21 protein-coding genes and 1 pseudogene are annotated in these 24,466 nt (G+C 66.9%); 16 read left to right on the forward strand and 6 right to left on the reverse strand.

Annotated features, from left to right (window positions below; genetic code table 11):
• Nucleotides 1–14: 14 nt before the first annotated feature.
• Nucleotides 15–491 carry a pantetheine-phosphate adenylyltransferase gene (gene coaD, locus KBY78_RS01210; RefSeq protein WP_197163268.1) on the reverse strand — a complete coding sequence of 159 codons (477 nt, stop codon included), beginning with the start codon at nucleotides 489–491 and terminating at the stop codon, nucleotides 15–17.
• A 112-nt stretch (nucleotides 492–603) separates the two neighbouring features.
• Here coaD and KBY78_RS01215 point away from each other — a divergent pair, with 112 nt between their 5' ends.
• The 5 genes from KBY78_RS01215 to KBY78_RS01235 are packed head-to-tail and all read left to right on the forward strand — an operon-like array spanning nucleotide 604 to nucleotide 4,958.
• On the forward strand, nucleotides 604–1,119 hold the full coding sequence (locus KBY78_RS01215; protein WP_255141989.1) for a flavin reductase family protein: 516 nt from the start codon (nucleotides 604–606) through the stop codon (nucleotides 1,117–1,119).
• Between the two features lie 16 nt (nucleotides 1,120–1,135).
• Nucleotides 1,136–3,130 (forward strand): excinuclease ABC subunit UvrC, encoded by a 1,995-nt coding sequence (gene uvrC, locus KBY78_RS01220; protein ID WP_255141990.1) that lies wholly within the window; start codon nucleotides 1,136–1,138, stop codon nucleotides 3,128–3,130.
• Between the two features lie 22 nt (nucleotides 3,131–3,152).
• The gene (hemJ, locus tag KBY78_RS01225; protein ID WP_255141991.1) at nucleotides 3,153–3,743 is read left to right on the forward strand and encodes a protoporphyrinogen oxidase HemJ; all 591 of its coding nucleotides are present in this window, start codon (nucleotides 3,153–3,155) and stop codon (nucleotides 3,741–3,743) included.
• A complete protein-coding gene (locus tag KBY78_RS01230; protein WP_255141992.1) occupies nucleotides 3,688–4,386 on the forward strand; it encodes a PHP domain-containing protein in 699 nt (232 codons plus the stop codon). Before hemJ ends, KBY78_RS01230 begins: the two co-directional genes overlap by 56 nt.
• 29 nt (nucleotides 4,387–4,415) lie before the next feature.
• The gene (locus KBY78_RS01235; RefSeq protein ID WP_255141993.1) at nucleotides 4,416–4,958 is read left to right on the forward strand and encodes a hypothetical protein; all 543 of its coding nucleotides are present in this window, start codon (nucleotides 4,416–4,418) and stop codon (nucleotides 4,956–4,958) included.
• A 28-nt stretch (nucleotides 4,959–4,986) separates the two neighbouring features.
• Here the strand turns inward: KBY78_RS01235 and cobN are convergent, their stop codons facing one another.
• Nucleotides 4,987–8,697 (reverse strand): cobaltochelatase subunit CobN, encoded by a 3,711-nt coding sequence (cobN, locus tag KBY78_RS01240; RefSeq protein ID WP_255141994.1) that lies wholly within the window; start codon nucleotides 8,695–8,697, stop codon nucleotides 4,987–4,989.
• A 91-nt stretch (nucleotides 8,698–8,788) separates the two neighbouring features.
• Here cobN and KBY78_RS01245 point away from each other — a divergent pair, with 91 nt between their 5' ends.
• From KBY78_RS01245 to KBY78_RS01255, 3 genes are all read left to right on the forward strand, one after another.
• The gene (locus KBY78_RS01245; protein ID WP_255141995.1) at nucleotides 8,789–9,706 is read left to right on the forward strand and encodes a branched-chain amino acid transaminase; all 918 of its coding nucleotides are present in this window, start codon (nucleotides 8,789–8,791) and stop codon (nucleotides 9,704–9,706) included.
• Nucleotides 9,707–9,737: 31 nt separating this feature from the next.
• A complete protein-coding gene (gene metH / locus KBY78_RS01250; protein WP_255141996.1) occupies nucleotides 9,738–13,406 on the forward strand; it encodes a methionine synthase in 3,669 nt (1,222 codons plus the stop codon).
• Nucleotides 13,407–13,483: 77 nt separating this feature from the next.
• A complete protein-coding gene (locus KBY78_RS01255) occupies nucleotides 13,484–13,756 on the forward strand; it encodes a DUF4090 family protein (protein WP_006171468.1) in 273 nt (90 codons plus the stop codon).
• A 3-nt stretch (nucleotides 13,757–13,759) separates the two neighbouring features.
• On the opposite strand, the gene KBY78_RS01260 is transcribed toward KBY78_RS01255, so the two are convergent.
• Nucleotides 13,760–13,981 carry a hypothetical protein gene (locus KBY78_RS01260; RefSeq protein ID WP_037980663.1) on the reverse strand — a complete coding sequence of 74 codons (222 nt, stop codon included), beginning with the start codon at nucleotides 13,979–13,981 and terminating at the stop codon, nucleotides 13,760–13,762.
• Nucleotides 13,982–14,180: 199 nt separating this feature from the next.
• On the opposite strand from KBY78_RS01260, the gene KBY78_RS01265 reads away from it, so the two are divergent.
• Nucleotides 14,181–14,543: a DUF2237 family protein gene (locus KBY78_RS01265; protein ID WP_006171464.1), complete on the forward strand. Its 363-nt coding sequence runs from the start codon at nucleotides 14,181–14,183 to the stop codon at nucleotides 14,541–14,543.
• Between the two features lie 18 nt (nucleotides 14,544–14,561).
• On the opposite strand, the gene KBY78_RS01270 is transcribed toward KBY78_RS01265, so the two are convergent.
• Nucleotides 14,562–15,344 carry an SDR family NAD(P)-dependent oxidoreductase gene (locus tag KBY78_RS01270; protein WP_399215085.1) on the reverse strand — a complete coding sequence of 261 codons (783 nt, stop codon included), beginning with the start codon at nucleotides 15,342–15,344 and terminating at the stop codon, nucleotides 14,562–14,564.
• Between the two features lie 37 nt (nucleotides 15,345–15,381).
• On the opposite strand from KBY78_RS01270, the gene KBY78_RS01275 reads away from it, so the two are divergent.
• From KBY78_RS01275 to KBY78_RS01295, 5 genes are all read left to right on the forward strand, one after another.
• Nucleotides 15,382–16,299 (forward strand): NAD(P)H-dependent glycerol-3-phosphate dehydrogenase, encoded by a 918-nt coding sequence (locus KBY78_RS01275; protein ID WP_255141997.1) that lies wholly within the window; start codon nucleotides 15,382–15,384, stop codon nucleotides 16,297–16,299.
• The gene (locus KBY78_RS01280) at nucleotides 16,296–17,228 is read left to right on the forward strand and encodes a PhzF family phenazine biosynthesis protein (RefSeq protein ID WP_255141998.1); all 933 of its coding nucleotides are present in this window, start codon (nucleotides 16,296–16,298) and stop codon (nucleotides 17,226–17,228) included. The genes KBY78_RS01275 and KBY78_RS01280 overlap by 4 nt, the downstream gene beginning before the upstream one ends.
• Before the next feature lie 29 nt (nucleotides 17,229–17,257).
• Entirely contained in the window at nucleotides 17,258–18,208 is a 951-nt protein-coding gene (locus KBY78_RS01285; protein WP_006171460.1) for a SpoIID/LytB domain-containing protein, read from the forward strand.
• Nucleotides 18,195–19,025, forward strand: a complete 831-nt coding sequence (locus KBY78_RS01290; RefSeq protein WP_255141999.1) for an ATP adenylyltransferase — start codon at nucleotides 18,195–18,197, stop codon at nucleotides 19,023–19,025. Before KBY78_RS01285 ends, KBY78_RS01290 begins: the two co-directional genes overlap by 14 nt.
• A gap of 134 nt (nucleotides 19,026–19,159) precedes the next feature.
• Nucleotides 19,160–19,963 (forward strand): sigma-70 family RNA polymerase sigma factor, encoded by an 804-nt coding sequence (locus KBY78_RS01295; protein WP_255142000.1) that lies wholly within the window; start codon nucleotides 19,160–19,162, stop codon nucleotides 19,961–19,963.
• Here KBY78_RS01295 and KBY78_RS01300 read toward each other — a convergent pair.
• Nucleotides 19,911–20,105 (reverse strand): hypothetical protein, encoded by a 195-nt coding sequence (locus KBY78_RS01300; RefSeq protein ID WP_006171457.1) that lies wholly within the window; start codon nucleotides 20,103–20,105, stop codon nucleotides 19,911–19,913. The two genes, KBY78_RS01295 and KBY78_RS01300, sit on opposite strands and share 53 nt — an antisense overlap.
• Before the next feature lie 210 nt (nucleotides 20,106–20,315).
• Here KBY78_RS01300 and KBY78_RS01305 point away from each other — a divergent pair, with 210 nt between their 5' ends.
• Together KBY78_RS01305 and KBY78_RS01310 are read left to right on the forward strand one after the other, a co-directional pair.
• A complete protein-coding gene (locus KBY78_RS01305) occupies nucleotides 20,316–21,992 on the forward strand; it encodes a DUF3370 family protein (protein WP_399215090.1) in 1,677 nt (558 codons plus the stop codon).
• 21 nt (nucleotides 21,993–22,013) lie between these two features.
• Nucleotides 22,014–23,060, forward strand: a complete 1,047-nt coding sequence (locus tag KBY78_RS01310) for a J domain-containing protein (RefSeq protein WP_255142001.1) — start codon at nucleotides 22,014–22,016, stop codon at nucleotides 23,058–23,060.
• A 1,165-nt stretch (nucleotides 23,061–24,225) separates the two neighbouring features.
• Here KBY78_RS01310 and KBY78_RS01315 read toward each other — a convergent pair.
• Nucleotides 24,226–24,466: pseudogene (locus KBY78_RS01315) on the reverse strand (allophycocyanin); the annotation flags it as partial.

Consider the following 24,466-nt stretch of genomic DNA (forward strand, 5'->3'; position numbering starts at 1 on the left):
AACGGGGCAGGGGATTACCGATTAAAGAGCCTGGCGAGGTCATCCGCCACTCCCGCCGGCACCATATGGCGCACATCCCCACCGAAACGGGCCACCTCCTTGACCACGCTGCTGCTGAGAAAGCTGTGGTGGGCTGCGGTAACGAGGAATAGGGTTTCCACCTCCGCAGCCAGGCTGCGGTTGGTGTGGGCGATCTGAAGCTCGAATTCGAAATCGCTCATCGCCCGCAGGCCGCGCAGGATCACCGCCGAGCCGCAGCTGCGGGCGAAGTCCACGGTGAGACCGTCGAAGCTGCTCACCTCCACCCGCTCCAGGTGGGACGTGGCCTGGCGGATCTGGTCGAGCCGTTGTTCCAGGGGGAAGCTGGCCTGCTTGCTCGGGTTCTGCAGCACCGCCACCACGAGGCTTCCGAACAGCCGCTCAGCCCGCTCGATCAGGTCCAGATGGCCCAGGGTGAGGGGATCGAAACTGCCTGGGTAGAGGGCCTTCATGGGCGCTTGGTCATGGAGCCCCCCGCGGGGAAGCGATGGCGCGGATCCTATGGATGGTGCCCCGCCAACGAACACACTGCCTAAGGTTGGGGTATCGATTGCGACAGGGCTGATGGTCACCGATGCACCCGCCAACGCAGCCAGTGACGGCCTCGATGCCGTTGCCAAGAAGACGCTGCTGCGGAAGATCCCCCACGGGTTGTTCATCTGCGGGGTGGCCGAAGGCGACACCATCAACGGCTTCACCGCCAGCTGGGTCACCCAGGGCTCCTTCGAGCCGCCCCTGGTGGTGATGGCCGTGCGGGCCGATTCAACCAGCAACGGCATCATTCAGCGCACCCGGCGCTTCTCCCTCAATGTGCTCGCGGCTGATCAGAAGGACCTGGCAGCGGTCTTCTTCAAGCCCCAGAACGGCATCGGCGGCCGCTTCGACGCCGCCCCCTACAGCCTGGGCGCCATGGGCCTGCCGATCCTTGATGCGGCCCTCGGCGCCGTCGAATGCGAGTTGGTGGGTGAGGTGACCCATGGCGATCACACCGTGTTCGTGGCCGAAGTGAAGACCGCCGTGCTGCACCGTGACGGAGCTGCCCTGGAACTGGGACCCACCGGCTGGCAGTACGGAGGCTGAGCCAGGACCAGCTGCCATGGGCCGCATCGCCCAGCCCCTCCTCAGCGATCCCGATCGCCTCAGCCAGCGCCTGAAGGAGCTGCCCGCCGAGCCCGGCTGCTATCTGATGCGCGACGTGGAGGACCGCATCCTCTACATCGGCAAGTCGAAAAGCCTGCGCAGCCGCGTGCGCAGCTACTTCCGCGAGTCCCACGATCTGAGCCCGCGCATCAGCCTGATGGTGCGGCAGGTCTGTGAGATCGAGTTCATCGTCACCGACAGCGATGCGGAGGCGCTGGCGCTCGAATCCAACCTGATCAAGGCCCACCAGCCGCACTTCAACGTTCTGCTCAAGGACGACAAGAAATATCCCTACCTCTGCATCACCTGGAGCGAGCCCTACCCGCGCATCTTCATCACCCGGCGGCGGCGCCTGCGCAGCCCGCTTGATCGCTTCTACGGCCCTTACGTGGACGTGGGCCTGCTGCGGCGCACCTTCTTTCTGGTGAAGCGGGTGTTTCCCCTGCGCCAGAGGCCCCAGCCGCTCTATCGCGACCGCACCTGCCTCAACTTCGACATCGGCCGCTGCCCCGGGGTGTGCCAGGAGAAGATCAGCCCGGAGGCCTACCAGCAGATCCTGCGCAAGGTGGCGATGGTGTTCCAGGGGCGCAGCGACGAGCTCCTCGACCTGCTGCGTGCCCAGATGGCGCGCTATGCCGATCGCGAGGATTTTGAGGCGGCCGCCCGGGTCCGTGATCAGCTGCAGGGCCTCGAGCAACTCACCGCCGAGCAGAAGATGACCCTGCCGGACGCCTCGGTATCCAGGGATGTGCTGGCCCTGGCCTGTGATCAGCGGCTGGCGGCGGTGCAGCTGTTCCAGATGCGCGCGGGCAAGCTGGTGGGGCGTCTGGGCTACACCGCCGACGCCAGCATCGCCGCACCGGGCGAGATCCTGCAGCGGGTGCTGGAGGAGCACTACGGCCAGGTGGAGCCTGTGGAGATCCCTCCCGAGGTGCTGGTGCAACACCCCCTGCCCCGTCAGGAGCTGGTGCAGGAGTGGCTGAGTGAGCGACGGGGCCGCAAGGTTCGGCTGGCGCACCCGCAGCGGCAGCAGAAAGCAGAACTGATCGAGCTGGTGGAGCGCAATGCTGCCTTCGAGCTCAGCCGAGCCCAGCGCAGCGCCGAGCAGCACCAGCTGGCCACCGAAGACCTCGCCCAGCTGCTCGATCTCTCCCAGCCGCCGCGTCGCATCGAGGGATACGACATCAGCCACATCCAGGGCAGTGATGCAGTGGCTTCCCAGGTGGTGTTCGTCGATGGGCTGCCCGCCAAGCAGCACTACCGCAAGTACCGGATCCAGAGCAGCAGCATCAGCGCCGGCCATTCCGACGACTTCATGGCGATGGCGGAGATCATGCGGCGGCGCTTTCGCCGCTGGTCGCAGGCCAAGGCGGAGGGGGCCGACCTGACGGAGCTGCGCAGGGTGGCCAGCACGGCCCTGCACACCGGGGGTCTCAACGACTGGCCCGACCTGGTGATGATCGATGGCGGCAAGGGCCAGCTCTCAGCGGTGATGGAAGCCCTGCGCGAACTCGACCTGCACGAGGAGCTGGTGGTGTGTTCCCTGGCCAAGCAGCGGGAAGAGGTGTTTCTGCCTGGCGCTAGCCAGCCGCTGGAGAGCGAGCCCGATCAGCTGGGGGTGTTGCTGCTGCGGCGGCTGCGCGATGAGGCCCACCGCTTTGCAGTCAGCTTCCACCGTCAGCAGCGGGGCGAGCGGATGAAGCGGTCCCGCCTCTCGGAGATTCCCGGGCTCGGTCCCAAGCGAGTCAGGGATCTGCTGGCCCACTTCCGCTCGATCGACGCCATCCAGCTGGCCAGTCCTGAGCAGATCGCTGCCGCGCCCGGGGTGGGTCCGGCCCTGGCCCAGCAGGTGTGGAGCTACTTCCATCCCGGCGATCCCGAGCAGGCGCTCGAAGGCGAGTCGTCCGGCGAACCTCTGGCGGTGGGAAGAGAAGCAACTCCCCTAGTTTGAGAAACCCCTCTCGCCTGCCCCGATGACGCTCCCGGCCCTGCCCCCGGAGGCCTATCTCTGGTTCAAGACCCTGCACATCGTCGGGGTCGTGGTGTGGTTCGCCGGGCTGTTCTACCTGGTGCGCCTGTTCATTTATCACGTGGAGGCCGAGGCGTTGGAGGAGCCCCTGCGCGGCGCGTTTCAGCAGCAATACACGCTGATGGAGCGGCGCCTGGCCAACATCATCACCACCCCGGGCATGGTGGTGGCCGTGGCCATGGCGGTGGGGTTGCTGGTCGCCCAGCCCGTCTGGCTGAAGCAGGGCTGGATGCACGCCAAGTTGGCCGTGGTGCTGGCCCTGCTTGCCTACCACTGGTTCTGCTACCGCCTGATGGGCCAGTTGCGAGAGGGCAGCTGCCGCTGGAGCGGGCGGCAACTGCGGGCCCTCAACGAGCTCCCAACCCTGATGCTGGTGCTGGTGGTGATGCTGGTGGTGTTCAAGGGACAGTTCCCAACCGGTGCGGCCACCTGGTTCCTGGTGGCCCTGGTGGTGGCGATGGCCGGCTCGATTCAGTTCTATGCCCCCTGGCGCCGCCTTCGCGTGGAACAGGAGGCCCTCGCCGGTGGCGCCTGAGCATCCTCTGGCGCCGGTGTTGCAGGGGGTGAAGCCTTCCTGTTGCCCCGGGCGGCTCAATTTCCATTGCCACACCACCTGCAGCGACGGCAGCCTCCAGCCGGAGTGGCTGGCTGACCAGGCGGTGGACCGGGGCCTTGAGCACCTCGCCGTGACCGATCACCACAGCACAGCTGCCCTCGTGCCGCTGCAACGGCGGCTGGCACAGCATCGGGAGCGGGGTTGGCAGGTTCCCACCCTCTGGAGTGGTGTGGAGATCAGCTGCCTGCTCGAGGGTTGTCTGGTTCATGTGCTCGGCCTTGGCTTCGAGCCGGGCCATGACGCCCTGGCCCCTTATCTAGAAGGCAGTGCTGTGGTGGGCCCGGCGCTACGGGCCGGGGCCGTGCGCCGGGCGATCCATGCCGCCGGCGGGCTGGCCCTGCTGGCCCATCCTGCCCGTTACCGCCTCCCGTACCACGTGCTGATCGCGGCGGCGGCGGACCTGGGATTCGATGGCGCCGAGGCCTACTACGACTACGAGCAAGGGGATTCCTGGCGCCCCTCACCGCTGGTGTGCGACGCGATCGCGGCCCAGCTGAATCGGCTGGGATTGCTGACGAGTTGCGGTACAGATACCCATGGGTTGGGGCTTGGCGGCCGCTAGGCTCAACAACAGGTTTCCGTTCCCTGACCATGGGTCTGCTTGATCGTCTCCTCGGCAACCGCTCCGAAGGAGCATTCTCCTCCAAAGCTGCCAAGGCCAAACCGGCGAAGGCCAAGCAGGACGAGAGCTTTTACCTCGATGCAGACACCTCCAGCAGCCTGGGCGATGTGAACTTCATGCGGCGCTCGAACACGATCCGCCACACCTTCCCTGGTAATGCCGACAACCCCGGCAACAAGGAAATGATCCAGGAAGTGGATTCGATGGCGGCCCGGCTCGCGAAGGCCAGCACAGGCATGCCCGGCACTGAGGTCAAGACCACCAGCACCAGCCTCAGTGGCGGAGTGCCCAAGCCGGTCAAGAAGACATTTGTCGAGAAGATGAGCTCCGCTGAGCTGAGCAAGCGGCTCAGGGGCGCTGCCGTGGGCGGTGTCAACGCCGCTGGCGGTTCAGCCGGCGGCAGTAAAACCGGCGGCAGCGCAGCCGAGGGGCAGCCGAGCATCAGTCTCCAGCAGGCCAAGCCCGGCACGATCGATGCCTTCAAGGACATGGCCAAGGAGATCAATTCCTGAACGGCGCGGCACACCCTTCCCTTGCAACTCAGCCCTCCACCAGACTCTCACTGCTGAGCACCAGTTGCCTGAGATGCTCCAGCTGCTCAGGACTGGCCCCCTCCCACAGCCGGCGGTTGTGGGCTTCCAGCAGCCGCTCGGCCATGTCGCGCAGGGCCCAGGGATTGGCCTGGCGCAGAAAGTCCAGCAGGGTTTCATCGCCCAGCCAGGTGTCGCAGATGGCGCCGTAGCTCCAGTCCGGTACACGTCCGGTGCTGGCGTCGTAGGCGAAGAGGTAGTCGAGGCTGGCGGCCAGCTCAAAGCCCCCCTTGTAGCCATGGGCCCGCATGCCGTTGATCCAGCGGGGATTGAGCACCCGTGAGCGCAGCACCTTGTCGAGCTCCCGCTCCAGGCGATGCAGGCGGGGCCGCTGGCGCCGGGAGTGATCGCCGAACCAGAGGGCCGGAGCCGACCCCCGCACCCGCTCCGTGGCGGCGCTCAGGCCCCCCTGGAACTGGTAGTAATCGTCGGAATCGAGGAGATCGTGCTCGCGGTTGTCCTGGTTGTGCAGCACCACCTGAACCTGGCGCAGCCGCTGCTCCAGGCCGCCGCGGTCAGCGATCGCCTCACCGCTGCCCTCGTAACGCCAGCTGCTCCAGTTGAGGTAGGCCTCGCCCAGATCGCTGCGCTCCTCCCACTGGCCGCTGTCGATCAAGCCCTGCAGTCCAGCCCCGTAGGCCCCCGGCGCTGAGCCATACACCCGGGCGCAGTGACCTTCGCGGATCAGCGCCGCCGCCAGGGGATTGTCGGCTTCCGCCTCCTGCAGGCCCGCCACCAGGGCAGTGGCCCGGTTGACCCAGCCCACCAGCTGGGGGAAGGCATCGCGGAACAGACCGGAGATGCGCAGGGTCACATCCACCCGGGGGCGCCCCAGCAGCGCAAGCGGGATCACCTCCAGGTCCACCATCCGCCGGGTGGGCCCGTCCCAGACCGGCCGCACCCCCATCAGGGCCAGGGCCTGGGCGATGTCTTCACCGCCGTTGCGCATCGTTGCCGTCCCCCAGACCGAGAGGGCCAGGTGGCGCAGGTCGTCGCCCTCATCCTGCAGGTGCAGCTCCAGCAGCAACTCGGCGCTGCGCCGCCCCAGGTCCCAGGCCGCTTCGCTGGGCAGTCCGCGCAGATCGACGCTGTAAAAGTTGCGGCCGGTGGGCAGCAGGTCGGGCCGACCGCGCGTGGGGGCCCCAGAGGGACCGGCGGCAATGCGCTCCCCCGCCACCCCCGCCAGAAAGGACTCCCGCTCCGCCTCACCGCAGCGCAACAGTCGCGGGATCAGATCGCCGCGCACCCGCTCCAGCACCGAGCGGGTGATGGGCCCGCAGGGGGGGATCTCGGCCAGTGGCTCCAGCAGGGAACGCAGCAGCTCCAGGGCCCATCCCTCCAGCAGGGCCACGCCATCCCCGACCCGGCGGCAGGCCTGGGCCGCCTCTGGCGCTGCCGCCAGCAACCGCTGCTGGTCGGCCGGATCCAGGGGTTCGTCTTCCTGATCGGCCCAGGGGTCGAGCGCCAGGCCCAGATCCTTGGCCAGGGCCTGGGTCAGGCCCGGCCCCTCGGCCAGGGGTGGCCGGGCCAGGCAGAGCAGCAGCTCCAGCAGGGGCTCCGGGGCGGGCAGGTGGCCGAAGGTGTGGAGGCCCGTGCGGATCTGGGCCTCCTTGAGCTCACAGAGGTAGCCGTCGGCGCGATCGATGCGGCTCTCCAGGTCGCTGGCCTCCAGCGGCAGCTCAAGGGCCTCGAGGGTCTCGGCCAGGCGCTGGCGCAGAGGTTCCACCCGCCCGCTACCCAGTTGGCACGCTTCCCAGTACTCATCCAGCAGGGCCTCCAGGGTCTGCAGGGGCCCATGCAGCCCCGCCCGCCCCAGGGGCGGGGTGAGGTGGTCGAGGATCACGGCCTGGGCACGGCGCTTGGCCTGGGACCCTTCGCCGGGGTCGTTGACGATGAAGGGGTAGAGGTGGGGCATCGGCCCCAGGGCCCATTCGGGAAAACACTGGTTGGAGAGCCCCAGCCCCTTGCCCGGCAGCCACTCCAGATTGCCGTGCTTGCCCACGTGCACCACCAGCTGGGATCCCTCCACCTGCCGCAGCCAGAGGTACTGGGCCAGGTAGGCGTGGGTGGGGGGCAGATCGGGGCTGTGGTAGTTGAGGCTGGGGTCGCGGTCGTAGCCCCGCTCCGGCTGGATCAGCACATGGATGCGGCCGAAGCGCAGACCCCGAATCGGGAAACCGGTGCCAGCGGCGCTGCGCTCCAGTCCGCTGTCCTGATCCGGTGAGCCCCAGCGCCGCTCGATCAGCTGCCGACCCTCCCGGGGCAGGGCGTCATACCAGCGCTGATAGGTGGCCAGGGGGAGGTGATCGAGGGGCGGCCGGTGGCTGCTCTCGGCGTCGTTGCTGCGGCCCGCCAGCAGTCGTTCGATCAGCTCCTGGCCGCTGTGGGGAAGGGTCCCATCCGGCGGCTGCCCCTGCGCTGCAGCGAGGTCGTAGCCGGCGGCGGCCAGCCAGTGCAGCATCGCCGCCGCACTGGCGGGGGTGTCGAGACCCACGCCATTGGCCAGGCGGCTGTTACGGGTTGGGTAGTTGGCGAGCACCAGCGACAGGCGCCGCTGGGCCGGGGGAGTGCCGCGCAAGCTCACCCAGGCCTCCACCAGCTGGGCGATCCAGTCGAGGCGCTCCTGATCAGGCACGTAGCGGTGCAGAGCGGTGGTGAGCCGGGCATCGGCCCGCTCGGCCGCCTCCTTGAATGCACCCACCCGGGTGGTGAGGCGGCCATCGAGCTCCGGCAGCGCCACCTGCAGGCTCAGATCGAGGGGACCCAGGCCGATGCTGCTGCTGCGCCAGCGCTCCCGACTGGAACTGCTGCACAGCAGTTGCAGCACCGGCACGTTCAGGGTTTCCCAGAGAGGGGCGCCAAGACCCGCCTCCTCGAACTGCACTGAGGCAAATGACGTGGTGCAGAGCACTGCCTGTACCCCTTCCCGCCCCAGCAGGTCGGCCACGCCGCGCTGCACTCCCGCATCGCGCAGGCCGCTCACCCACAGGGCCCTGGGGCACAGACCCCGTTGGCGCAGGGCCGCCAGGATGGCCTCCGCCATGGTGGTGTCGCCTGCCTGCAGCAAGGCGCGGTAGAGCACCAGGCCGACCCGGGGTCCGGAATCTGCCCGCCAGTCGTGGGGGGCGGGATCGGGCAGCGGTTCCGCCTGGGGTGGCTCGGGTTGCTCCCCTGCCAGCAGGGCCACGAGGCTGAGCAGCACCCGGCGCAGGTTGGCGCGCCCCCCTTCCCGCAGGCAGCGGCCGATCGCCAGGGCCAGGGCCGGAGCCACAGTGCCCAGACTCGCGAGGTCGCGCTCTTCATCGCTGGTGCCGGCCACCACCACCAGCTGGCGGCCAGGGCCCTCAGCCCAGTGGCGCAGACGCTCCAGGCCATAGCTCCAGTGGCCACGGCCCCCCAGCAGGCGCACCAGCACCAGCCGTGTTTCAGCCAGGCTGGTGGCCAGGTAGTGGTCGATCACGGCCGGGTGATCAAGGGCCGCGAGGTTGAGACCGCGCACCTCCTGGCTGAGCAGCGCCGGTTCGTCGCGCAGCAGGCCCGCGAGGCAGCTGAGGTCGGTGTCGGCGCTGCTCAGTAGCAACAGGGGTGCCGAAGGCTGCTCCACATAAAGAGGACCATCCGTGTCGCCGGTGGCGCCGGGAACTGCCGCAAGCCGATGCATCGAGCCATCTTCGGTCCTGACGGTGAGAAGATCGAGGCCCGATCACGGTGCGGTGCACCCCCCGCTCCACGCCCTTCCCAAGCGACCCTGCATGCAGAAGTTTCTCCCCTACGCCTGGTTCCAGGGCGGTTGCGTTCCGTTCGCGGAGGCCACCCTGTCGATCGCCACCCACGCCTTGCACTACGGCACCGGAGCCTTTGGGGGGATGCGGGCTCTGCCTAATCCCAGTGATCCAGGCGAAATCCTGCTGTTTCGTGCCGACCGCCATGCCCGCCGGCTCAGCCAGAGCGCCCGGCTGCTGCTGGCGGAGCTGGAGGAGAGCACCATTCTTGGCGCCATCGACGCCTTTCTGCAGGCCAACAGGCCTACCACGCCGATTTACCTGCGGCCTTTCGTCTACACCAGCGACCTCGGCATCGCGCCTCGGTTGCACGACATCGAGACCGACTTTCTGATCTACGGCATCGAGCTGGGCGATTACCTCTCCCCCGACGGGGTCAGCTGCCGTGTCAGCAGCTGGACCCGCCAGGAGGACCGATCCCTGCCCCTGCGCGGCAAGATCAGCGGCGCTTACATCACCAGCTCCCTGGCCAAGACCGAGGCGGTGAAGAGCGGTTTCGATGAGGCTCTGCTGCTCAACAGCCGCGGCAAGGTGAGCGAGGCCAGCGGCATGAACCTGTTCATCGTGCGCGATGGCGTGCTGATCACCCCCGGCGTTGATCAGGACATTCTCGAGGGCATCACCCGCGCCAGCATCCTCGAATTGGCCAGGGATCTCGACATCCCGGTGATTGAGCGGGCGGTCGACAAGACCGAGCTGTTCGTGGCCGACGAGGTGTTCCTCAGCGGCACCGCGGCGCGGGTGACCCCTGTGCGGCGGGTGGAGTCCACCGATCTGCCCACGGAGCGCCCCGTGATGGAGCAGCTGCGGGAGCGGCTCACCCAGATCACCATCGGCAACGACCCCAACTACGACCACTGGGTCACCCGCATCCGCCTGCGCGACTGATTTCTAGAGTGATTGCTGGCACGATCACGCGATGACGGCACTGGTGGGTGGGACGGCGGCGGCGGCAAGGACAGGAACCGGCAGGATCGGCTTCCTGGAGCACCTGCATGGCCCCGGCCGCCCAGTGGTGGTGTTCGACGGCGCCACGGGCACATCGCTGCAGCAGATGGATCTCAGCGCCGAGGATTTCGGCGGCGCGGCCCTCGAGGGCTGCAACGAGAACCTGGTTTTCACCCGCCCCGACGCCGTGCAGGCCGTGCACGCCCAGTTTCTTGAGGCGGGCTGCGATGTGATCGAAACCGACACCTTCGGGGCTGCCTCGATCGTGCTGGCGGAATACGGCCTCGAGGATCAGGCCTTTGCCCTCAACCAGCGAGCGGCCGAGCTGGCCCGGGAGATGGCTGATCGCTACAGCACCCCCACCAAGCCCCGCTTCGTGGCGGGCTCCATGGGCCCCACCACGAAGTTGCCGACCCTCGGCCACATCGACTTCGACACGATGAAGGCCTCCTTCCGCGAGCAGGCGGCGGGGCTGCTGGCGGGGGATGTCGATCTGTTCATCGTCGAGACCTGCCAGGACGTGCTGCAGATCAAGGCGGCGCTCCAGGGTCTGGAGGAAGCCTTCGAAGCCGCCGGTGAGCGCCGGCCGTTGATGGTCTCAGTCACGATGGAAACCACCGGCACGATGCTGGTGGGCTCCGATATCGCCGCTGTGGTCTCGATCCTGGAGCCTTTCGCGATCGATGTGCTCGGCCTCAACTGCGCCACCGGTCCGGAGCAGATGAAGGAGCACATCCGCTACCTGAGCGAGCACAGTCCGTTCGTGATCAGCTGCATCCCCAACGCCGGACTTCCGGAGAATGTGGGCGGTGTGGCCCACTACCGGCTCACGCCCCTCGAGCTGCGCCTGCAGCTGCTCCACTTCGTTGAAGATCTCGGTGTTCAGGTGATCGGTGGCTGCTGTGGCACCACCCCGAGCCACATCGCTGCTCTGGCCGAGCTGGCTGTGGATCTTCACCCCAGTCCCCGGCCCGTGCGGTTGCCGCAGCATCGGCTGAAGCGGCCAGCCTTGCAGTGGGAACCGGCGGCGGCCTCGATCTATGGCGTCACCCCCTACCACCAGGACAACTCCTTCCTGATCATTGGCGAGCGGCTCAATGCCAGCGGCTCCAGGAAGGTGCGCGATCTGCTCAACGCCGAAGACTGGGACGGGCTGGTGGCCCTGGCCCGCGGCCAGATCAAGGAGAATGCCCATGTGCTCGATGTCAACGTCGACTATGTCGGCCGCGACGGCGAGAAAGACATGCATGACCTGGTCAGTCGCCTGGTCACCAACGTGAATCTGCCGCTGATGCTGGATTCAACGGAGTGGCAGAAGATGGAGGCTGGCCTGAAAGTGGCCGGTGGGAAGTGCATCCTCAACTCCACCAACTATGAAGACGGCGATGAGCGCTTCTTCAAGGTGCTGGAGCTGGCCCGCCGCTACGGTGCCGGTGTGGTGGTGGGCACCATCGATGAGGAGGGCATGGCCCGCACGGCGGAGCGCAAGTTCGCCATTGCCCAGCGGGCCTACCGCGACGCCGTGGAGTATGGAATCCCGGCCCATGAGATCTTCTACGACCCCCTGGCCCTGCCCATCTCCACGGGCATCGAGGAGGACCGCCGCAATGCCGCCGCCACGATCGAGGCCATCCGCCTGATTCGTGAGAATCTCCCGGGCGTTCATGTGGTGCTGGGAGTGAGCAATGTGAGCTTCGGGCTCTCTCCGGCGGCTCGGATCGTGCTCAATTCCGTCTTCCTGCACGAGTGCTGCGAGGCGGGCCTCGATGCCGCCATCGTCAGTCCCGCCAAGATTCTTCCCCTCGCGAAGATCACCGAGGAGCATCAGCAGGTCTGCCGTGATCTGATCGAAGACCGCCGCCGTTTCGAATCGGAGGCGGAGGCCGCGATCTGCACCTACGACCCCCTCACCGTGCTGACCAGCCTGTTCGAGGGGGTGAGCGCGAAGGAGGCGAGGGCATCGGGTCCGAGCCTGGCCGATCTTCCCGTGGAGGAACGGCTGCGCCAGCACATCATCGATGGCGAGCGTATCGGTCTGGAGCCGGCCCTTCAGGAGGCCCTGGCCAGCCACCCGCCGCTGCAGATCATCAACACCTTTCTGCTCGATGGCATGAAGGTGGTTGGGGAGTTGTTCGGCTCCGGTCAGATGCAGCTCCCCTTTGTGCTCCAGAGCGCAGAAACGATGAAGGCGGCAGTGGCTTTTCTCGAACCTCACATGGAGAAGGTCGACGGGGTGAGCAGTGCCAAGGCCAAGTTCCTGATCGCCACCGTCAAGGGCGATGTGCATGACATCGGCAAGAACCTGGTTGATATCATCCTGACTAACAATGGCTATGAGGTGATCAACCTCGGCATCAAGCAGGGGGTCGAGGCGATCATCGAGGCTCAGCACCTTCACCAGGCGGATTGCATCGCCATGAGCGGGCTGCTGGTGAAATCCACCGCCTTCATGAAGGACAACCTGCAGGCCTTCAATGAGGCGGGCATCACCGCTCCAGTGATTCTTGGCGGGGCGGCCCTCACCCCCCGCTTTGTGCAGAAGGATTGCCGCTCCGTGTACAACGGCCAGGTGATCTATGGCCGCGATGCCTTTGCCGATCTGCGCTTCATGGATGCGCTCTCGGAAGCCCGCAAGGCAGGCCAGTGGGATGACCGGCTCGGATTCCTGGCCGGTGCCCCCGCGGGTCTGCGCCTGGAGGCCGAACCCGAGCCAGCGGTTGAGCCCAAAGCTTCTGGCGCTGAAGCGGCGAGCCCAGACGATCAGGCCACACCAGCAACCGCCAGCGCACCCGAAGTCACCAGCCATCGCTCAGCGGTGGTGCCCGAGGAGCCCGCCGTGGAGCCTCCCTTTCTGGGCAGTTGCCTGATCCAGGAGGGAGAGATTCCCCTCGATGAGGTGTTTGCCTATCTCGATCGCAACGCCCTCTTCGCCGGCCAGTGGCAGCTGCGCAAGAGCCAGGAGCAGAGCCGTCAGGCCTACGAGGCGATGTTGGCGGAGAAGGCCGAGCCAGTGCTGCAGAGCTGGATCGAGCGCTGCCGGCAGGAGGTCCTGCTCACGCCCCGGGCCGCCTACGGCTACTTCCCCTGCGGCCGCGATGGCAATGCCCTGGTGGTGTTTGATCCCGAGGGTAGTGAGCGGGAGCTCGGGCGCTTCGAGCTGCCGCGCCAGCGGGGCGGCAACCGCTACTGCATCGCCGATTTCTTCCGAGATCTCAGCGATGGCAGGCCCAGTGATGTGCTGCCGATGCAGGCCGTGACCATGGGAGAGCGGGCCAGTGCCTATGCCAGGGAGCTCTTCGCCGCCGATCGCTACACCGACTATCTCTACTTCCATGGCCTCGGCGTGCAGATGGCCGAGGCGCTTGCTGAGTGGACCCATGCGCGCATCCGCAGGGAACTGGGCTTCGCGGCGGAGGAACCGGCGGCTCTGCGCGATGTGCTGGCCCAGCGCTACCGCGGCAGCCGCTACTCCTTCGGCTATCCGGCCTGCCCCAATGTGGCCGATTCCCGCCAGCAGCTGGCCTGGCTCGATACCGGTCGCATCGGCCTGACCATGGATGAGAGCGATCAGCTCGATCCCGAGCAGAGCACCACCGCCCTGGTGGCGCTTCACAGCCGTGCCCGCTATTTCAGTGCCTGAGGCCCTTGGCACCACGGCCGCAGGGGCCTGGTCAGCGGGGGCAGTGGCAGGCTGAGGCTGTTTCTGTCTGTTCTGTCATGGCGATTGCCGGTCCTGATGGTGTTGATGCGGCGATCGCCGCCGGCGTTGATCTCGATGGAAGCCCCATCCCTGCCGAGATGCTCAGCCTCTACAACGAGGTGATGGCACTGGAGGCGGCCCGGGCCCGCAGCGGCGTGCGCAAATCGATGCGCAACCGGGTGGTCAAGACCGGCTCCAAGCATCTCGATCAGGCCACTCTCGATGCCCGTCTCAGGGCCGCCGGCTGGGATGGCCTCAAGGCCAAGGAGATCGACTTCTTCTACGGCTGAGGCTCAGAGCGATTCGAGGCTGTCGATCACTTCCTGCTGGAAGGCCTCGAGGTCGGTGGAGTCGCTCAGATCGAAGCCCTCTCCAGCGGCGTTCTGGGTGAGCTCCTGAAAGTGGAAGGCACCCTCCCCATGGGCGAGAAATTCCATGGCGGAGGTTTCACCGCTTTCCTTGAAGGCGTCGTACAGGGCCATGAAGGCAGCGTCTTCGGCGAAATCCCAGCTCATGAAGGTGTTGAAGGCAAGGCGGAAGGGCGGCAGAAGGAGGCCTTCCAGCACCACGGCTCAATGACCTTTAACGCCTGCCCCCCCGAATCCGTCAACCTCCCCGCTGGATTTCGTTCCCGCAGATGGTCAGACTCGACGCTTGTTCCAGGGATTTCGCGTGGATCAATCGTCGACACCCCCCAGCCCTTCGGCGCTGAATGTGCTGGGTCAGCCTCTGGTCGTCTGTGGTTGTGAGCCGATGACCGGCTGGTTCCGCGACGGCCACTGCCGCACCGATCCCTCCGACCATGGCCGCCACACGGTCTGTTGCGTCGTCACCGATCTGTTTCTGCGCTACTCCCTGTCCCAGGGCAACGACCTGAGCACCCCCAGGCCTGCCTATGGCTTTGCCGGACTCAAAGCGGGCGACCACTGGTGCGTCTGTGCCCCCCGCTGGCTGGAGGCCCACGACGACGGCGTGGCTCCGCCGGTGCGGCTGGAGGCCAGCGAAGCCTCCTGTCTGGAGCTGATCCCCCTGGAGCTGCTTCAGGCCTTCGCCCATTCCGCCTCCCCCCAGGCCTGAGTTCTCTCCAGGGACGGCTCACCAGGGAATCGTTGTCCCGTCCCAGGCCAGAAAGCGGCCGGTGTGGGCAGGCTCCTGGGCGGCGATCACATCGAGCAGCTGGTTGGCGGCCCGCTCAGGGGTGAACAGCCGCTCAGCCGGCACCGAGCGGCGGAAGGGTTGAGAGAGAGCCGTGGCGGTGGTGCCGGGATGCAGCAGGCTCACGCAGGCCAGGGGCAGTCGGCGCTCCCATTCCAGGGCCAGGCAGCGCAGCAACTGGTTCTGGGCCGCCTTGGCGGCCCTGTAGCCGTACCAGCCCCCCAGCTGGTTGTCGCCGATGCTGCCCACCCGGGCCGAGAGGCTGGCGAAGTGCACCGGCTCCTGGCGGGGCAGCAGGGGCTCCAGGGCCTTGGCCAGCAGCACCGGGCCATAGGCATTCACGCTGAACAGGCGCTGCAGGGAGTTCCGCCGCAGCTGCTGCAGCCGTTTCTCCGGTTGGAGGTCACCGGCGTGGAGCAGGCCGGCGGTGTTGATCACCAGCCGCAGATGAACCTCTTCGTCCCGCAGCCGCCGGGCGCAGGCTTCGAGGCTGGAATCGTCCGTGAGGTCGAGGCCAAGGGCCCGCTCGGGCGGCACCACGCTCCCCGTTGGCCACGGCCGCCGGCTGGTGGCCCACAGCCGCAGGGCGGGGGCCCGCTGCGCCAGAGCCTGGAGCAAGGCCAGGCCGATGCCGCCGCCGCCCACCACCAGGGCATCCCCCTGCCAGTGGGCAAGGCCATGGGCGCCTTCAGGGGCTCCAGCTCCCGGGGCTGGCATTGACATCGGCTGGGCCAAAAAGGGAATGGCCCATGATGGTCCGATGGCATTGCGGATCGGCATCTATGGGCAGGGCGCTTGGGGACGCGCCCTTGGCCAGGTGTTCCAGCAGGGTGGTCACCAGCTCAGGACCTGGTCGCGGCGCAACGGCGGTGAGCCTGCCGAGCTGCTGGCGGACCAGGATGTGATGGTCTGCGCCATCGCCATGGCCGGCGTGCCGGAGCTCTCCCAGCGGCTCTCCTCCAGGTGGCCCTCAGGGCTGCCCCTGATCAGCTGCACCAAGGGGCTGAATCTGCAGCAGCACCTCACCGCCTCCCAGCTCTGGCAGCGCTCGATCCCCACCCTCTCCACTTTGGTGCTGAGTGGACCCAACCTGGCCGGGGAGCTGGAAGGGGGACTGCCGGCGGCCAGTGTGCTGGCTTCGCTTCACTCTGATCTGGCCCGGTCGCTGCAGCAGGTCCTCAGCAGTGATCAACTGCGTCTCTACACCAACAACGATCCGATCGGCACCGAGCTCTCTGGTGCCCTCAAGAACGTGATGGCTGTGGCGGCCGGCGTCTGCGATGGGCTGGGCCTTGGAGCCAATGCCAAGGCTTCCCTGCTCACCCGTGGGCTGGCCGAGATGGGCCGCCTCAGTCAGCAGCTGGGCGGCGATCCCGACACTCTCTACGGACTGGCCGGACTGGGAGATCTGCTGGCCACGGCCAACAGCCGCCTCAGCCGCAACTACCGCTTCGGTCTGCACCTTGCGGAGGGACTCTCCGCCGAGGAGGCGATCCGGGCTATCGGTGCCACGGTGGAGGGCCCATCAGCGGCCCTTGCCGCCCTGGCCCTGGCCAAGCAGGGCGGGGCCCGCTTGCCGATCTGCGCCCAGGTGGTGGGCCTGATCGAGGGCCGTATCACCCCTCCCGAGGCGGTGCGCGCCCTGATGGAGCGGGATCTCAAGCCCGAGGAACGATGAGCGACGGCGCTCTGCCGGCCGCCCTGATCACGGCGTTCGCCGAGCGACCGCTGCAGGGCAACGGTGCCGCGGTGGTGGCCCTGGAGCGGCCAGCCACGGCCGCCTGGATGCAGGCGGTCGCCACCCAGCTCCGGCAGTCGGAGACGGCCTTCCTGCTGCCCCTGAGCAGCCTCGTGCCTGACGGCGAAGCCGCGGACGAGTGGGCCCTGCGCTGGTTCACGCCGCGCTGTGAAGTTCCGCTCTGCGGCCACGCCACGCTGGCCTCCGCCCTGGCCCTCGGCCACTGGGGGCTGCTGGCGCCAGGGGGCTCCACCCGCCTGCACAGCCGCTCAGGGCCCCTGCTGGTGAACCTGAGCGAGTCGAGTGCGGGCCGTGCCCAGCTGGTCCTCCCCTCAGCAGGCCTAGAGGCTTCGCCCCTGCCGGTTGATCCGGGACCGTCGCTGGGGGGAACACCGGTCCGCAGCTGGCGGTCGGACCTGGGCTACTGGGTGGCTCTGTTGCCGCCGGAGCTCGATCTGGCCGGTCTCGATGGTGCCGCTCTCGCGCAGGAGTTGCCGGCTGAGCTGCGCCAGGGCCTGGTGCTGATGCAGGCCTTGGCGGCCAGCGGCCACTGCCCCACGGTGCAGGGGCTGCCGGCCGACTATCAGTTGCGTTTCCTGGCACCGGGCCTCGGCATCAGTGAAGATCCGGTCACTGGATCGGCCCATGCTCTGGTGGCCCCGTGGTGGTGTGATCAGCTGGGGCGCGAGCTGGTGGTGGGCTGGCAACCCTCCCCCCAGGCGGGTGGGATGGTGTGCGAACGGCTGTCATCAGGCATGATCCGCCTGTCGGGTTCGGGTCAACTGCTGTGGGATGGCCGCTTGAGCGCTGGTGTCGACGCTGGACAAGACGGAGACTGGAGCTGCTGTCTGCTGCCAGGCCCGGGCTGAACCGTGTCCTCGTCACCGCGCCCCTGAGCGTGGTGGCCGTTGGCCTTGGCTTCTTTGCCCAGCAGGCCTTCACCGAGCCCCGCTCCAGCCTCGATGCCAAGGTGATGGACGCGCTGTTGCCGGCCACCGCCGCCGATGACCCCGACCGCCAGGCCGAGGCGCGGCAGCTCCAGGAGATTCAGGCCCGTCGCGCCGACACGGCCATCCCCTCATCCCCCTCCGGGACTCCCGTCAGCGGCGACCTGGCTCTGGCGGAGCCGGCCGCTGGCCGGCCCGTTCCGCTGGAGGCGCGGGTGGCCCTGCTGCGCCAGGCCGGACGGCCCACGCTCTCGGGCACAGGCCCCTGGCAACTGCTGGACGGCGATGGCCGGGTGCTGCTCCGCGGTGGCGCCGGTGAGTCCGTGGACTGGAGTCGTCAGAGCAGTGCTGATCTCTGGCTTGAGAGCACCAGCGGCCAGGCGTTGCTGGTCAACGGATTGCCCTATGAGGGCCGGCTGCGCCTGCTGCGGGAGGGAGGAGGCATCACGCCGATCAACCATCTGCCTCTGGAGCGCTACATCGCCTCGGTGGTGGGCGCCGAAATGCCCAGCTCCTGGTCGATGGAGGCCCTCAAGGCCCAGGCGGTGGCAGCGCGCTCCTACGCCCTGGCCCATCTGGCCCGCCCCGCCAACCGCTACTGGCATCTGGGCGACACGACCCGCTGGCAGGCCTACCGGGGTCTGGAGTCGGTCTCGGCCCGGACCCGGGAGGCCACCGAAAGCACCAATGGCCTCATCCTCAGCTACCAGGGGGGCATCGTCGAGAGCCTCTACGCCGCCAACTCCCAGATCACCCTGGAGGCCCATGGGCATCTGGGGGCCAGCATGAGCCAGGAGGGTGCCCAGCAGCTGGCCAGTCAGGGCCAGCGCTACAACCAGATCCTCGGTCACTACTACCAGGGGGCATCCCTGGCACGGTTGCAGATCGGTGGAGCGAGCTGAGCGCTTCTGGGCTGAAGCGCTCGAGCGCAGCCGTCATGCTCTAGGGAGCGGCAACCTCGTTCCCCTTGAGACGGAGTTGATTCCCCCCCAGGGCTGGGAACCCTTTCAACTGCGCCGCCTGCTCTCCGCCACCCCGAAGCACCTGCGGGCCCAGGGGCCCAAGCCCAACCCCTTTCGCCCCTGGGATCCGCAGCTGCAGGTGTGCCTGCTGGGAAGGCGTCATCTGCTGCTGCTCAACAAATACCCCGTCCAGGCGGGCCATGTCCTGCTGATCACCCAGGGCTATGAGCCCCAGTCGGGCTGGCTCAAGGGCGGTGACTGGTCGGCCGTGGCCCGGGTGGATGCCGACACCAGCGGGCTCTGGTTCTTCAACAGTTGCGCCGAGGCCGGGGCCAGTCAGCCCCACCGCCACCTCCAATTACTTCCGCGCCATGGCGACCAGGTGGCCTGTCCTCTGGATCGGCTGGTGCGGGCCCAGCTGGCCGGAGTGGGTCGACACTGGCCCTGGGCCTACAAGCTCAGCCCCCGCAAGCCCGGCGATGGGGCCGAAGCCCTGGCGGCGACCTACCACGCCCACGCCCTGTCCCTCGGTCTGGGTGACCCCGGCAGCGACCCCAGGCCACTCCATCCCTACAACCTGATCTTCACGGATCACTGGTTCCTCACGGTGCGGCGGGTGCGGGAGCACGTGGCGGGTTTCAGCGTGAATGCCCTCGGATTCGCCGGCTACCTGCTGCTCAGCGAACGCTCGGAGTTGGCCTGGCTGCAACGCGAGGGCCCCTGGGCCCTGCTGCAGGCGGTGGCGGCGAGGGGCTGAGGCCTGAGTTCGATCATTCCGTGGTTTCACGGTTGCCGGAACCTGCTGGCTGGTCCGTATCTGGAAAGGGGGCAGCGACCCGGCGTCGTGGCTCCTTGATCTGACTCCAACTACATCCACCTTTCTCAATTCCGATGACCAGCACTTCCCTGCTTCAACCCCGCTCCAGCCGGCCTGCCTTGAGCCGACGTCTGCGCCAGCGCAACGACAGGGTGGCCCGACACCTTGAGCTGGTGCGACCGATCGCCCACCACTACAGCTCGCTCTGCCGCGAGGGTCGCGACGACCTCACCCAGGTGGGCCTTCTGGGCCTGCTCAGGGCGGCCGAGTTGTTCCAGAGCGATCAGGGCACCCCGTTCGAGGCCTTTGCTCGCCATCACATCCGCGGGGCCATCCTTCACTACCTGCGCGACCAGGCGCCTGTGATCCGGTTGCCCCGGCGTCAGCGAGAGTTGGAGGACCGCCTGCGCCGGCTGCAGCAGAGCCAGGCCGGTGCAGCTGCCGAAGGCTGCCACCGCCAGGAAGCCCTGGCCAACTCCAGCCTCCACAAGCTGCTGGGCCTGAGTGAGGCCCAGTGGCAGCGCTTCGAGCAGCTGCGCCAGCTGGGCAGGCTGGTGAGCCTGGACGGGGAAGAGGAGAAGCTCGCCGCCGCCGAGCCGGAACCGGAGGACGGCCCCGGCGGCTGCGAGGCCGGTGAGCGGATCATGGCGCTGTTGGCCCAGCTGGAACATCGCCAGCGCACAGTCGTCAAGGAGGTGGTGCTGGCGGGCCAGAGCCTCAGGGGCACGGCCCGCAAGATGCAGGTCAGCCCGATGACCGTTCATCGCCTGCTCGCCCGGGCGCTGGACACCTTGAGGCAGCGCCTGGAAGGGGAGGGATTGGGCTTCAGCCCTGCTCCTGGCCCCCATCACGGGCCATCTGCTTCTCCAGCGTGCTGATCGCGGCATTCACCGCCGCCAGTTGCCGCTCGACCCCGTCCCGCCAGTAGGTGAGCATGTGCAGCTTGCGCTCCTGATGCTGACGGCGGCTGGAGGCGGGGTCGCAGCCGGACGCACCGAAACAGGGCAAGGGAGGAAACATGAGAAAATGTCACGTGTACGGACGGTTCTAGCGAGCGGTCCACCCCTGATGCGCCGTCACCTCATCGCTGGGGCCACGGCGCAGGTGCCAGCGAGACCTCCCTCCAGTCAAGGGCCCTGCCCAAGCGGCTTCGGGAGCGACCACCGCAAAACCGCAACACCGTCCCAATTGAGATTTAGAGTGAGAGCATTAGGTCCCATTGGTCTCGCTGTGGTTGCCACCCTGTCCGGGGCGGCCGGCGCGGTTCTGGAGCCACCCGTTGCTCGGGCCTCCTACGTGCAGCTGATGGCTGGACAGGCTGCGCGTCCACTGCAGGGGCGTTTCAACGCCGTGCCGGTGCTCCACTCGAACCAGCCGGAAGAGGTGTTCGGCCCTGGCATCCTGGTGAACACGGCACCTGGATCAGCGGTGGCCCGGGAAACCGGCCAGAGCCTGCGCAACGCCACCTTCACCTTCAACGGTGAATTCGGTCTGCACATGCACCACAAGTACTACCCCGAGGATGCCACCCGCCTTGGCTATGGCCTGGTGCGCGGGCAACTCACCCTGGCCACGATCGTGATGAACCCCGGCTCCAGGCCGGTCACGCTCGAATTCGACCGCGGTGCCGTGCGCAACAGTTTCGAGGCTCCCTATCTGGCCAATCACCTGATGGGGGTCAAGCCACTGGGCCCCAGGCCCTGGAACACGGGGCCAGGCGATGCCACAGCGGTGATCATGCTGCGCAACCAGCGCGACTCGAAGCTGCCTGAGCGTTTCACCATCCCAGCCAACAGCCGGGCCGTTCTGTTCAACACCCAGCTTCCTGCCCGGGGCATTGCCAACGGCCTGCTCAGCGGCCGCAGTGATGGTCCATTTCAGATGGCTGTGGTGGCAGCGGAGGATCCCCGCAGCGAAGCCGATCTGCTCGCGGTTCTCGATCAGGGGGTACTGGCCCCGGGCCGCACCTACCTGAGCATGCTGCCCCAGATCCAGAACCGGCAGGTGTTCTCCCGGGTCGGTGGTGTGGCTCTCGGAGATTCCTTCCAGGCCAGCATCAGCCACGACCTGAACCAGGCCCCTTTGCATGTGCCCTTCACCAGCACCAACCGTCACCACTTCGGCACCGGTGAGATCCAGGTGAATACCCTCGCCAGCCGCATGATCGATTCCTCCCTCGACAACGTGGGCACCTATGGCGTTCGCTTCGACGTCGAGCTGAATCTGAAGGGTTCAGGCCCCTACGAACTGGTCTTCAGCCACCCCACGGCCAATGGCCGTCAGTTCACGGCGTTTCGCGGATCGATCGGGATTGAAACCGACGAGGGTTATGGCGAAGTTCATGTGGGTATGCGCTCCGGTGAAAGCCTTTCCCTCAGCCAGTTGAACCTGCGTCCCGGGGTCAACAACCGCGTCAAGGTGAGCATGGTTTATCCGGCGGATGCCACCCCTGGTCATCTGCTCAGCGTGGTGCCGGCCTATCAGCTCGCCCAGCTGCGTGAGCGCGAGCGCCAGGTTGAGATTGCCCGCGCTGCCGCTGCCGAGGCGGCAGCAGCGGCCAAGCGCAAGACCACTCCTGCGGCGGCCCCGCCGGCGGTAGCTGGTGCTCAGAGAGCTCCGGCTCCGGCTCCGGCCGCGGCAGCCCCCCGTAGTCCCGCCAAACCCGCCAGCGCCCGGCCCACTCCGCCCCCACCGCTGCCGAGGCCGGCGATCGTACCGGCCTGGTTGCCACCCCTCCCTCCGCTGAGGCTTTTGAACCAGGCGCCTGCAGGCTCCCCCACTGTGGCGGAAGTGCCCGTGCGCACATCCACCCCAGCCTCCCCCCAGGAGACTCAGATTCTGCGGGATCGCTACGACGAGGCCGCCGATGCCCAGCAACGCTTCCTCAGGCAGTTGATGGGCCGTTAAGCCCGACCTGATCAGGTTGCCGTGCCCCCCGACGACACGAAAGCGGATCGCAAGAGAATTCAGCTGATCCTGCCCGTCGCCCAGGTGGAGCAGATCGATGAGCTGTGCAAACAGCTGGGCCACCGCAGCCGTGGGGCCCTGCTTGAACATCTGCTCGATGATCTCTTCCCCAGCACCGATGGTCTGGAGGAGGAGCGGGACGAGGATGAGACCGGGGATGAGGAGGAGCTGGATGCCTGCCGGGCCATGGTGCTGGTCACGGGCCAGGCAGGCGAGCTGCTCTCACTCGATGCAGCGGATCAAGAGCCTGAGCACTCTGATGAGCCTTCGCCAGAGCTGCTGGCCAGATCCCCCCGTCGCGAGCAGCCCCAGGAGCCGCGAGAAGCCACGGGTTCAACTGGGATCGATCTGCCTGGCTTCGTGCGGCAGTCGTCGGCGCGCCTGAGACGCAGCCTGCATCCCCGGACCGCCGCAGCCGGCGAACCGCTGCCCTCTGTGGAGGCCGCCGAACTGGATCAGGCGTTGCTCGCCGCCGATGAGCATTGGCTCAACCTCTACGGCACAGCGGCGAATGAGGCGGTGCTGGAGGCCGCCATGCTCTGGCTGGCCCGTGACATCTGGGCCCAGTCGGATCAGTCGGAGGGACGGCCCTTCACCTGGGCCCTGATGGAGCAGTGGATCAGCGGCTTCGTGAGTGGCTGGCCCCCGGGACCGCCCAGGTTCAACCGCGTGATCGTGGTCGCTGGCTTGCTGGAGGATCCTTTCAGCACCGGCACACTCACCCTGCGGGTGCCCACCTTGATTCGCCGTTTTGTGCATCGCTTCCGCCGGCGTCGTCAGGGAACCTCTTTCCAGACCCTGGAGCACACGATGACGCTGCAGGGGGCGTTGAAGGTGCTGGCCCTGCCCACGGCGCCGGGTCACCAGCTGAGCCTCAACCAGATCCGGGAGGCCTACCGAGACCAGGCCATGAGCCACCACCCCGATTCAGGAGGCAGTGCCGACGCGATGCGTCGCCTCAATGAGGCTTACCAGTTGCTGAAGGAGCTTTATCGCCGGCCGGCCTGAACGGGATCGATCCAGATGTTGCACTTGTCTCGTCTTGGACCTCCAAGTAGTCCAGATAACTGTCTTAGTTGAGAAAAAAGAGACTATTTCTGAGTATCAATGAGAGGGGTGAGTCAAGCCCTCCTCCTGGTGCTCGCTCGCCTCCTGATCATCCCCAGGTCGCCAGACACTCGATTGGCGTGGTCCGTTCTCTTCTGCTGCAGGTCCTGTCCAGCCACGCTTGGACAGGGAGTCCAGGGCCCTCTGCACCGCTCAAAAGCCAGTGATAGCAGTGCCTGATAATCCTGCGTACCTGCTGTAGACACAGGTACGCCATCGATTCTGTTTGTCCGGACCCTGCACCACTGCCCTGGGGTAGTGCCGAAATCACGTCTTTCGAGGCAGTCAGGCCTGCGTCTTGACTGTTTTGAATGCGAGGCAAGACCAGACCTGGCTTTGGTCTTGAACTGGACGAAGGAGTCTAGCACAAGACGCGAGATGAGTCCCGAATTAAGTCCTGGATGACGCTCGTGAGTGGAGGGCTCGGCTGGGTCATGGCTTGAGCGGGGAATTCGGGAGATCGGTGCCTCTGGCCCCGCCGCTCCAGGCCTGGCAAGGCGATCCATGGCTGGCTCAACGATGGCAGCGGCAGCCCAAGCGCCCAGGTCGCCCAGCCCCCTGAGGCCATCTCGCTTCAGTGACTGCAACACTCAAAGATGCGTCTCGCGGTAAGACCTGTGTCTGGTCTCATTCGAGATGGCCTCGACGAGGATCAAGGCATCGCTGCGGCTCAGCTGAGAGTGCTGCTCGGGCTGGCGTTCGTGGCCCTGGCCTGGTTGCTCAGGTCGATCTCAGAAGCCCTGGAGCCCATGGGATTTCCGCGCCGTAAAAACAGGTAGATGCATCCCGTCTGTCTTATCTGAGCCCGACTATGAGGCTCGGCATTGGACCACAATGAGACATCTGGGCTGCACTGAGCGACGCATCCGTCTACTGGGGGCCGGGCACTTCGGTCTCGTTCTGCAGGACTTGGCTTTAAACCCTTTGGGTGACGGTGTCCCGCTGTTTCGTCCTGCTTGCCTTCAAAAAATCCGTACTAAAAAGCTAGGAAAGATCCTGCTCCTGGATCTTCAAAGCAAAAGGTGAAGCCTTGAAACCGAACGCTGAGCGTGGGCTTGGCGCAGGCTCAGCCTGGGGTTTGCATGCCCTGGATCAGGTAGTCGAAGTAAGGGGCCGTACTGGCGGAATCATCGGTACCGAGCAGGGCCAGGGAGGCTTCCTTGAGGGCGCGCATACTCTCGACCATGCCAGCCATGGGTACGCCGAGGCTGTTGTACATCTCGCGGGCCCCGTTGAGCCCGATTTCCTGGATCTTCTCGGTGCTGCCGGCCAGCACCCCGTAGGTGACCAGGCGCAGATACCAGCTG

Origin of the sequence: Synechococcus sp. EJ6-Ellesmere (assembly GCF_024345875.1) — a bacterium.
Taxonomy (GTDB): Bacteria; Cyanobacteriota; Cyanobacteriia; order PCC-6307; family Cyanobiaceae; genus Regnicoccus_A; species Regnicoccus_A antarcticus.

Coding starts and splice junctions, on each gene's coding strand:
- coaD (WP_197163268.1), bottom strand. CDS start 491: ATGAAGGCCCTCTACCCAGGCAGTTTCGATCCCCTCACCCTGGGCCAT.
- KBY78_RS01215 (WP_255141989.1), top strand. CDS start 604: ATGGTCACCGATGCACCCGCCAACGCAGCCAGTGACGGCCTCGATGCC.
- uvrC (WP_255141990.1), top strand. CDS start 1,136: ATGGGCCGCATCGCCCAGCCCCTCCTCAGCGATCCCGATCGCCTCAGC.
- hemJ (WP_255141991.1), top strand. CDS start 3,153: ATGACGCTCCCGGCCCTGCCCCCGGAGGCCTATCTCTGGTTCAAGACC.
- KBY78_RS01230 (WP_255141992.1), top strand. CDS start 3,688: ATGCCCCCTGGCGCCGCCTTCGCGTGGAACAGGAGGCCCTCGCCGGTG.
- KBY78_RS01235 (WP_255141993.1), top strand. CDS start 4,416: ATGGGTCTGCTTGATCGTCTCCTCGGCAACCGCTCCGAAGGAGCATTC.
- cobN (WP_255141994.1), bottom strand. CDS start 8,697: ATGCATCGGCTTGCGGCAGTTCCCGGCGCCACCGGCGACACGGATGGT.
- KBY78_RS01245 (WP_255141995.1), top strand. CDS start 8,789: ATGCAGAAGTTTCTCCCCTACGCCTGGTTCCAGGGCGGTTGCGTTCCG.
- metH (WP_255141996.1), top strand. CDS start 9,738: ATGACGGCACTGGTGGGTGGGACGGCGGCGGCGGCAAGGACAGGAACC.
- KBY78_RS01255 (WP_006171468.1), top strand. CDS start 13,484: ATGGCGATTGCCGGTCCTGATGGTGTTGATGCGGCGATCGCCGCCGGC.
- KBY78_RS01260 (WP_037980663.1), bottom strand. CDS start 13,981: ATGAGCTGGGATTTCGCCGAAGACGCTGCCTTCATGGCCCTGTACGAC.
- KBY78_RS01270 (WP_399215085.1), bottom strand. CDS start 15,344: ATGTCAATGCCAGCCCCGGGAGCTGGAGCCCCTGAAGGCGCCCATGGC.
- KBY78_RS01275 (WP_255141997.1), top strand. CDS start 15,382: ATGGCATTGCGGATCGGCATCTATGGGCAGGGCGCTTGGGGACGCGCC.
- KBY78_RS01280 (WP_255141998.1), top strand. CDS start 16,296: ATGAGCGACGGCGCTCTGCCGGCCGCCCTGATCACGGCGTTCGCCGAG.
- KBY78_RS01295 (WP_255142000.1), top strand. CDS start 19,160: ATGACCAGCACTTCCCTGCTTCAACCCCGCTCCAGCCGGCCTGCCTTG.
- KBY78_RS01300 (WP_006171457.1), bottom strand. CDS start 20,105: ATGTTTCCTCCCTTGCCCTGTTTCGGTGCGTCCGGCTGCGACCCCGCC.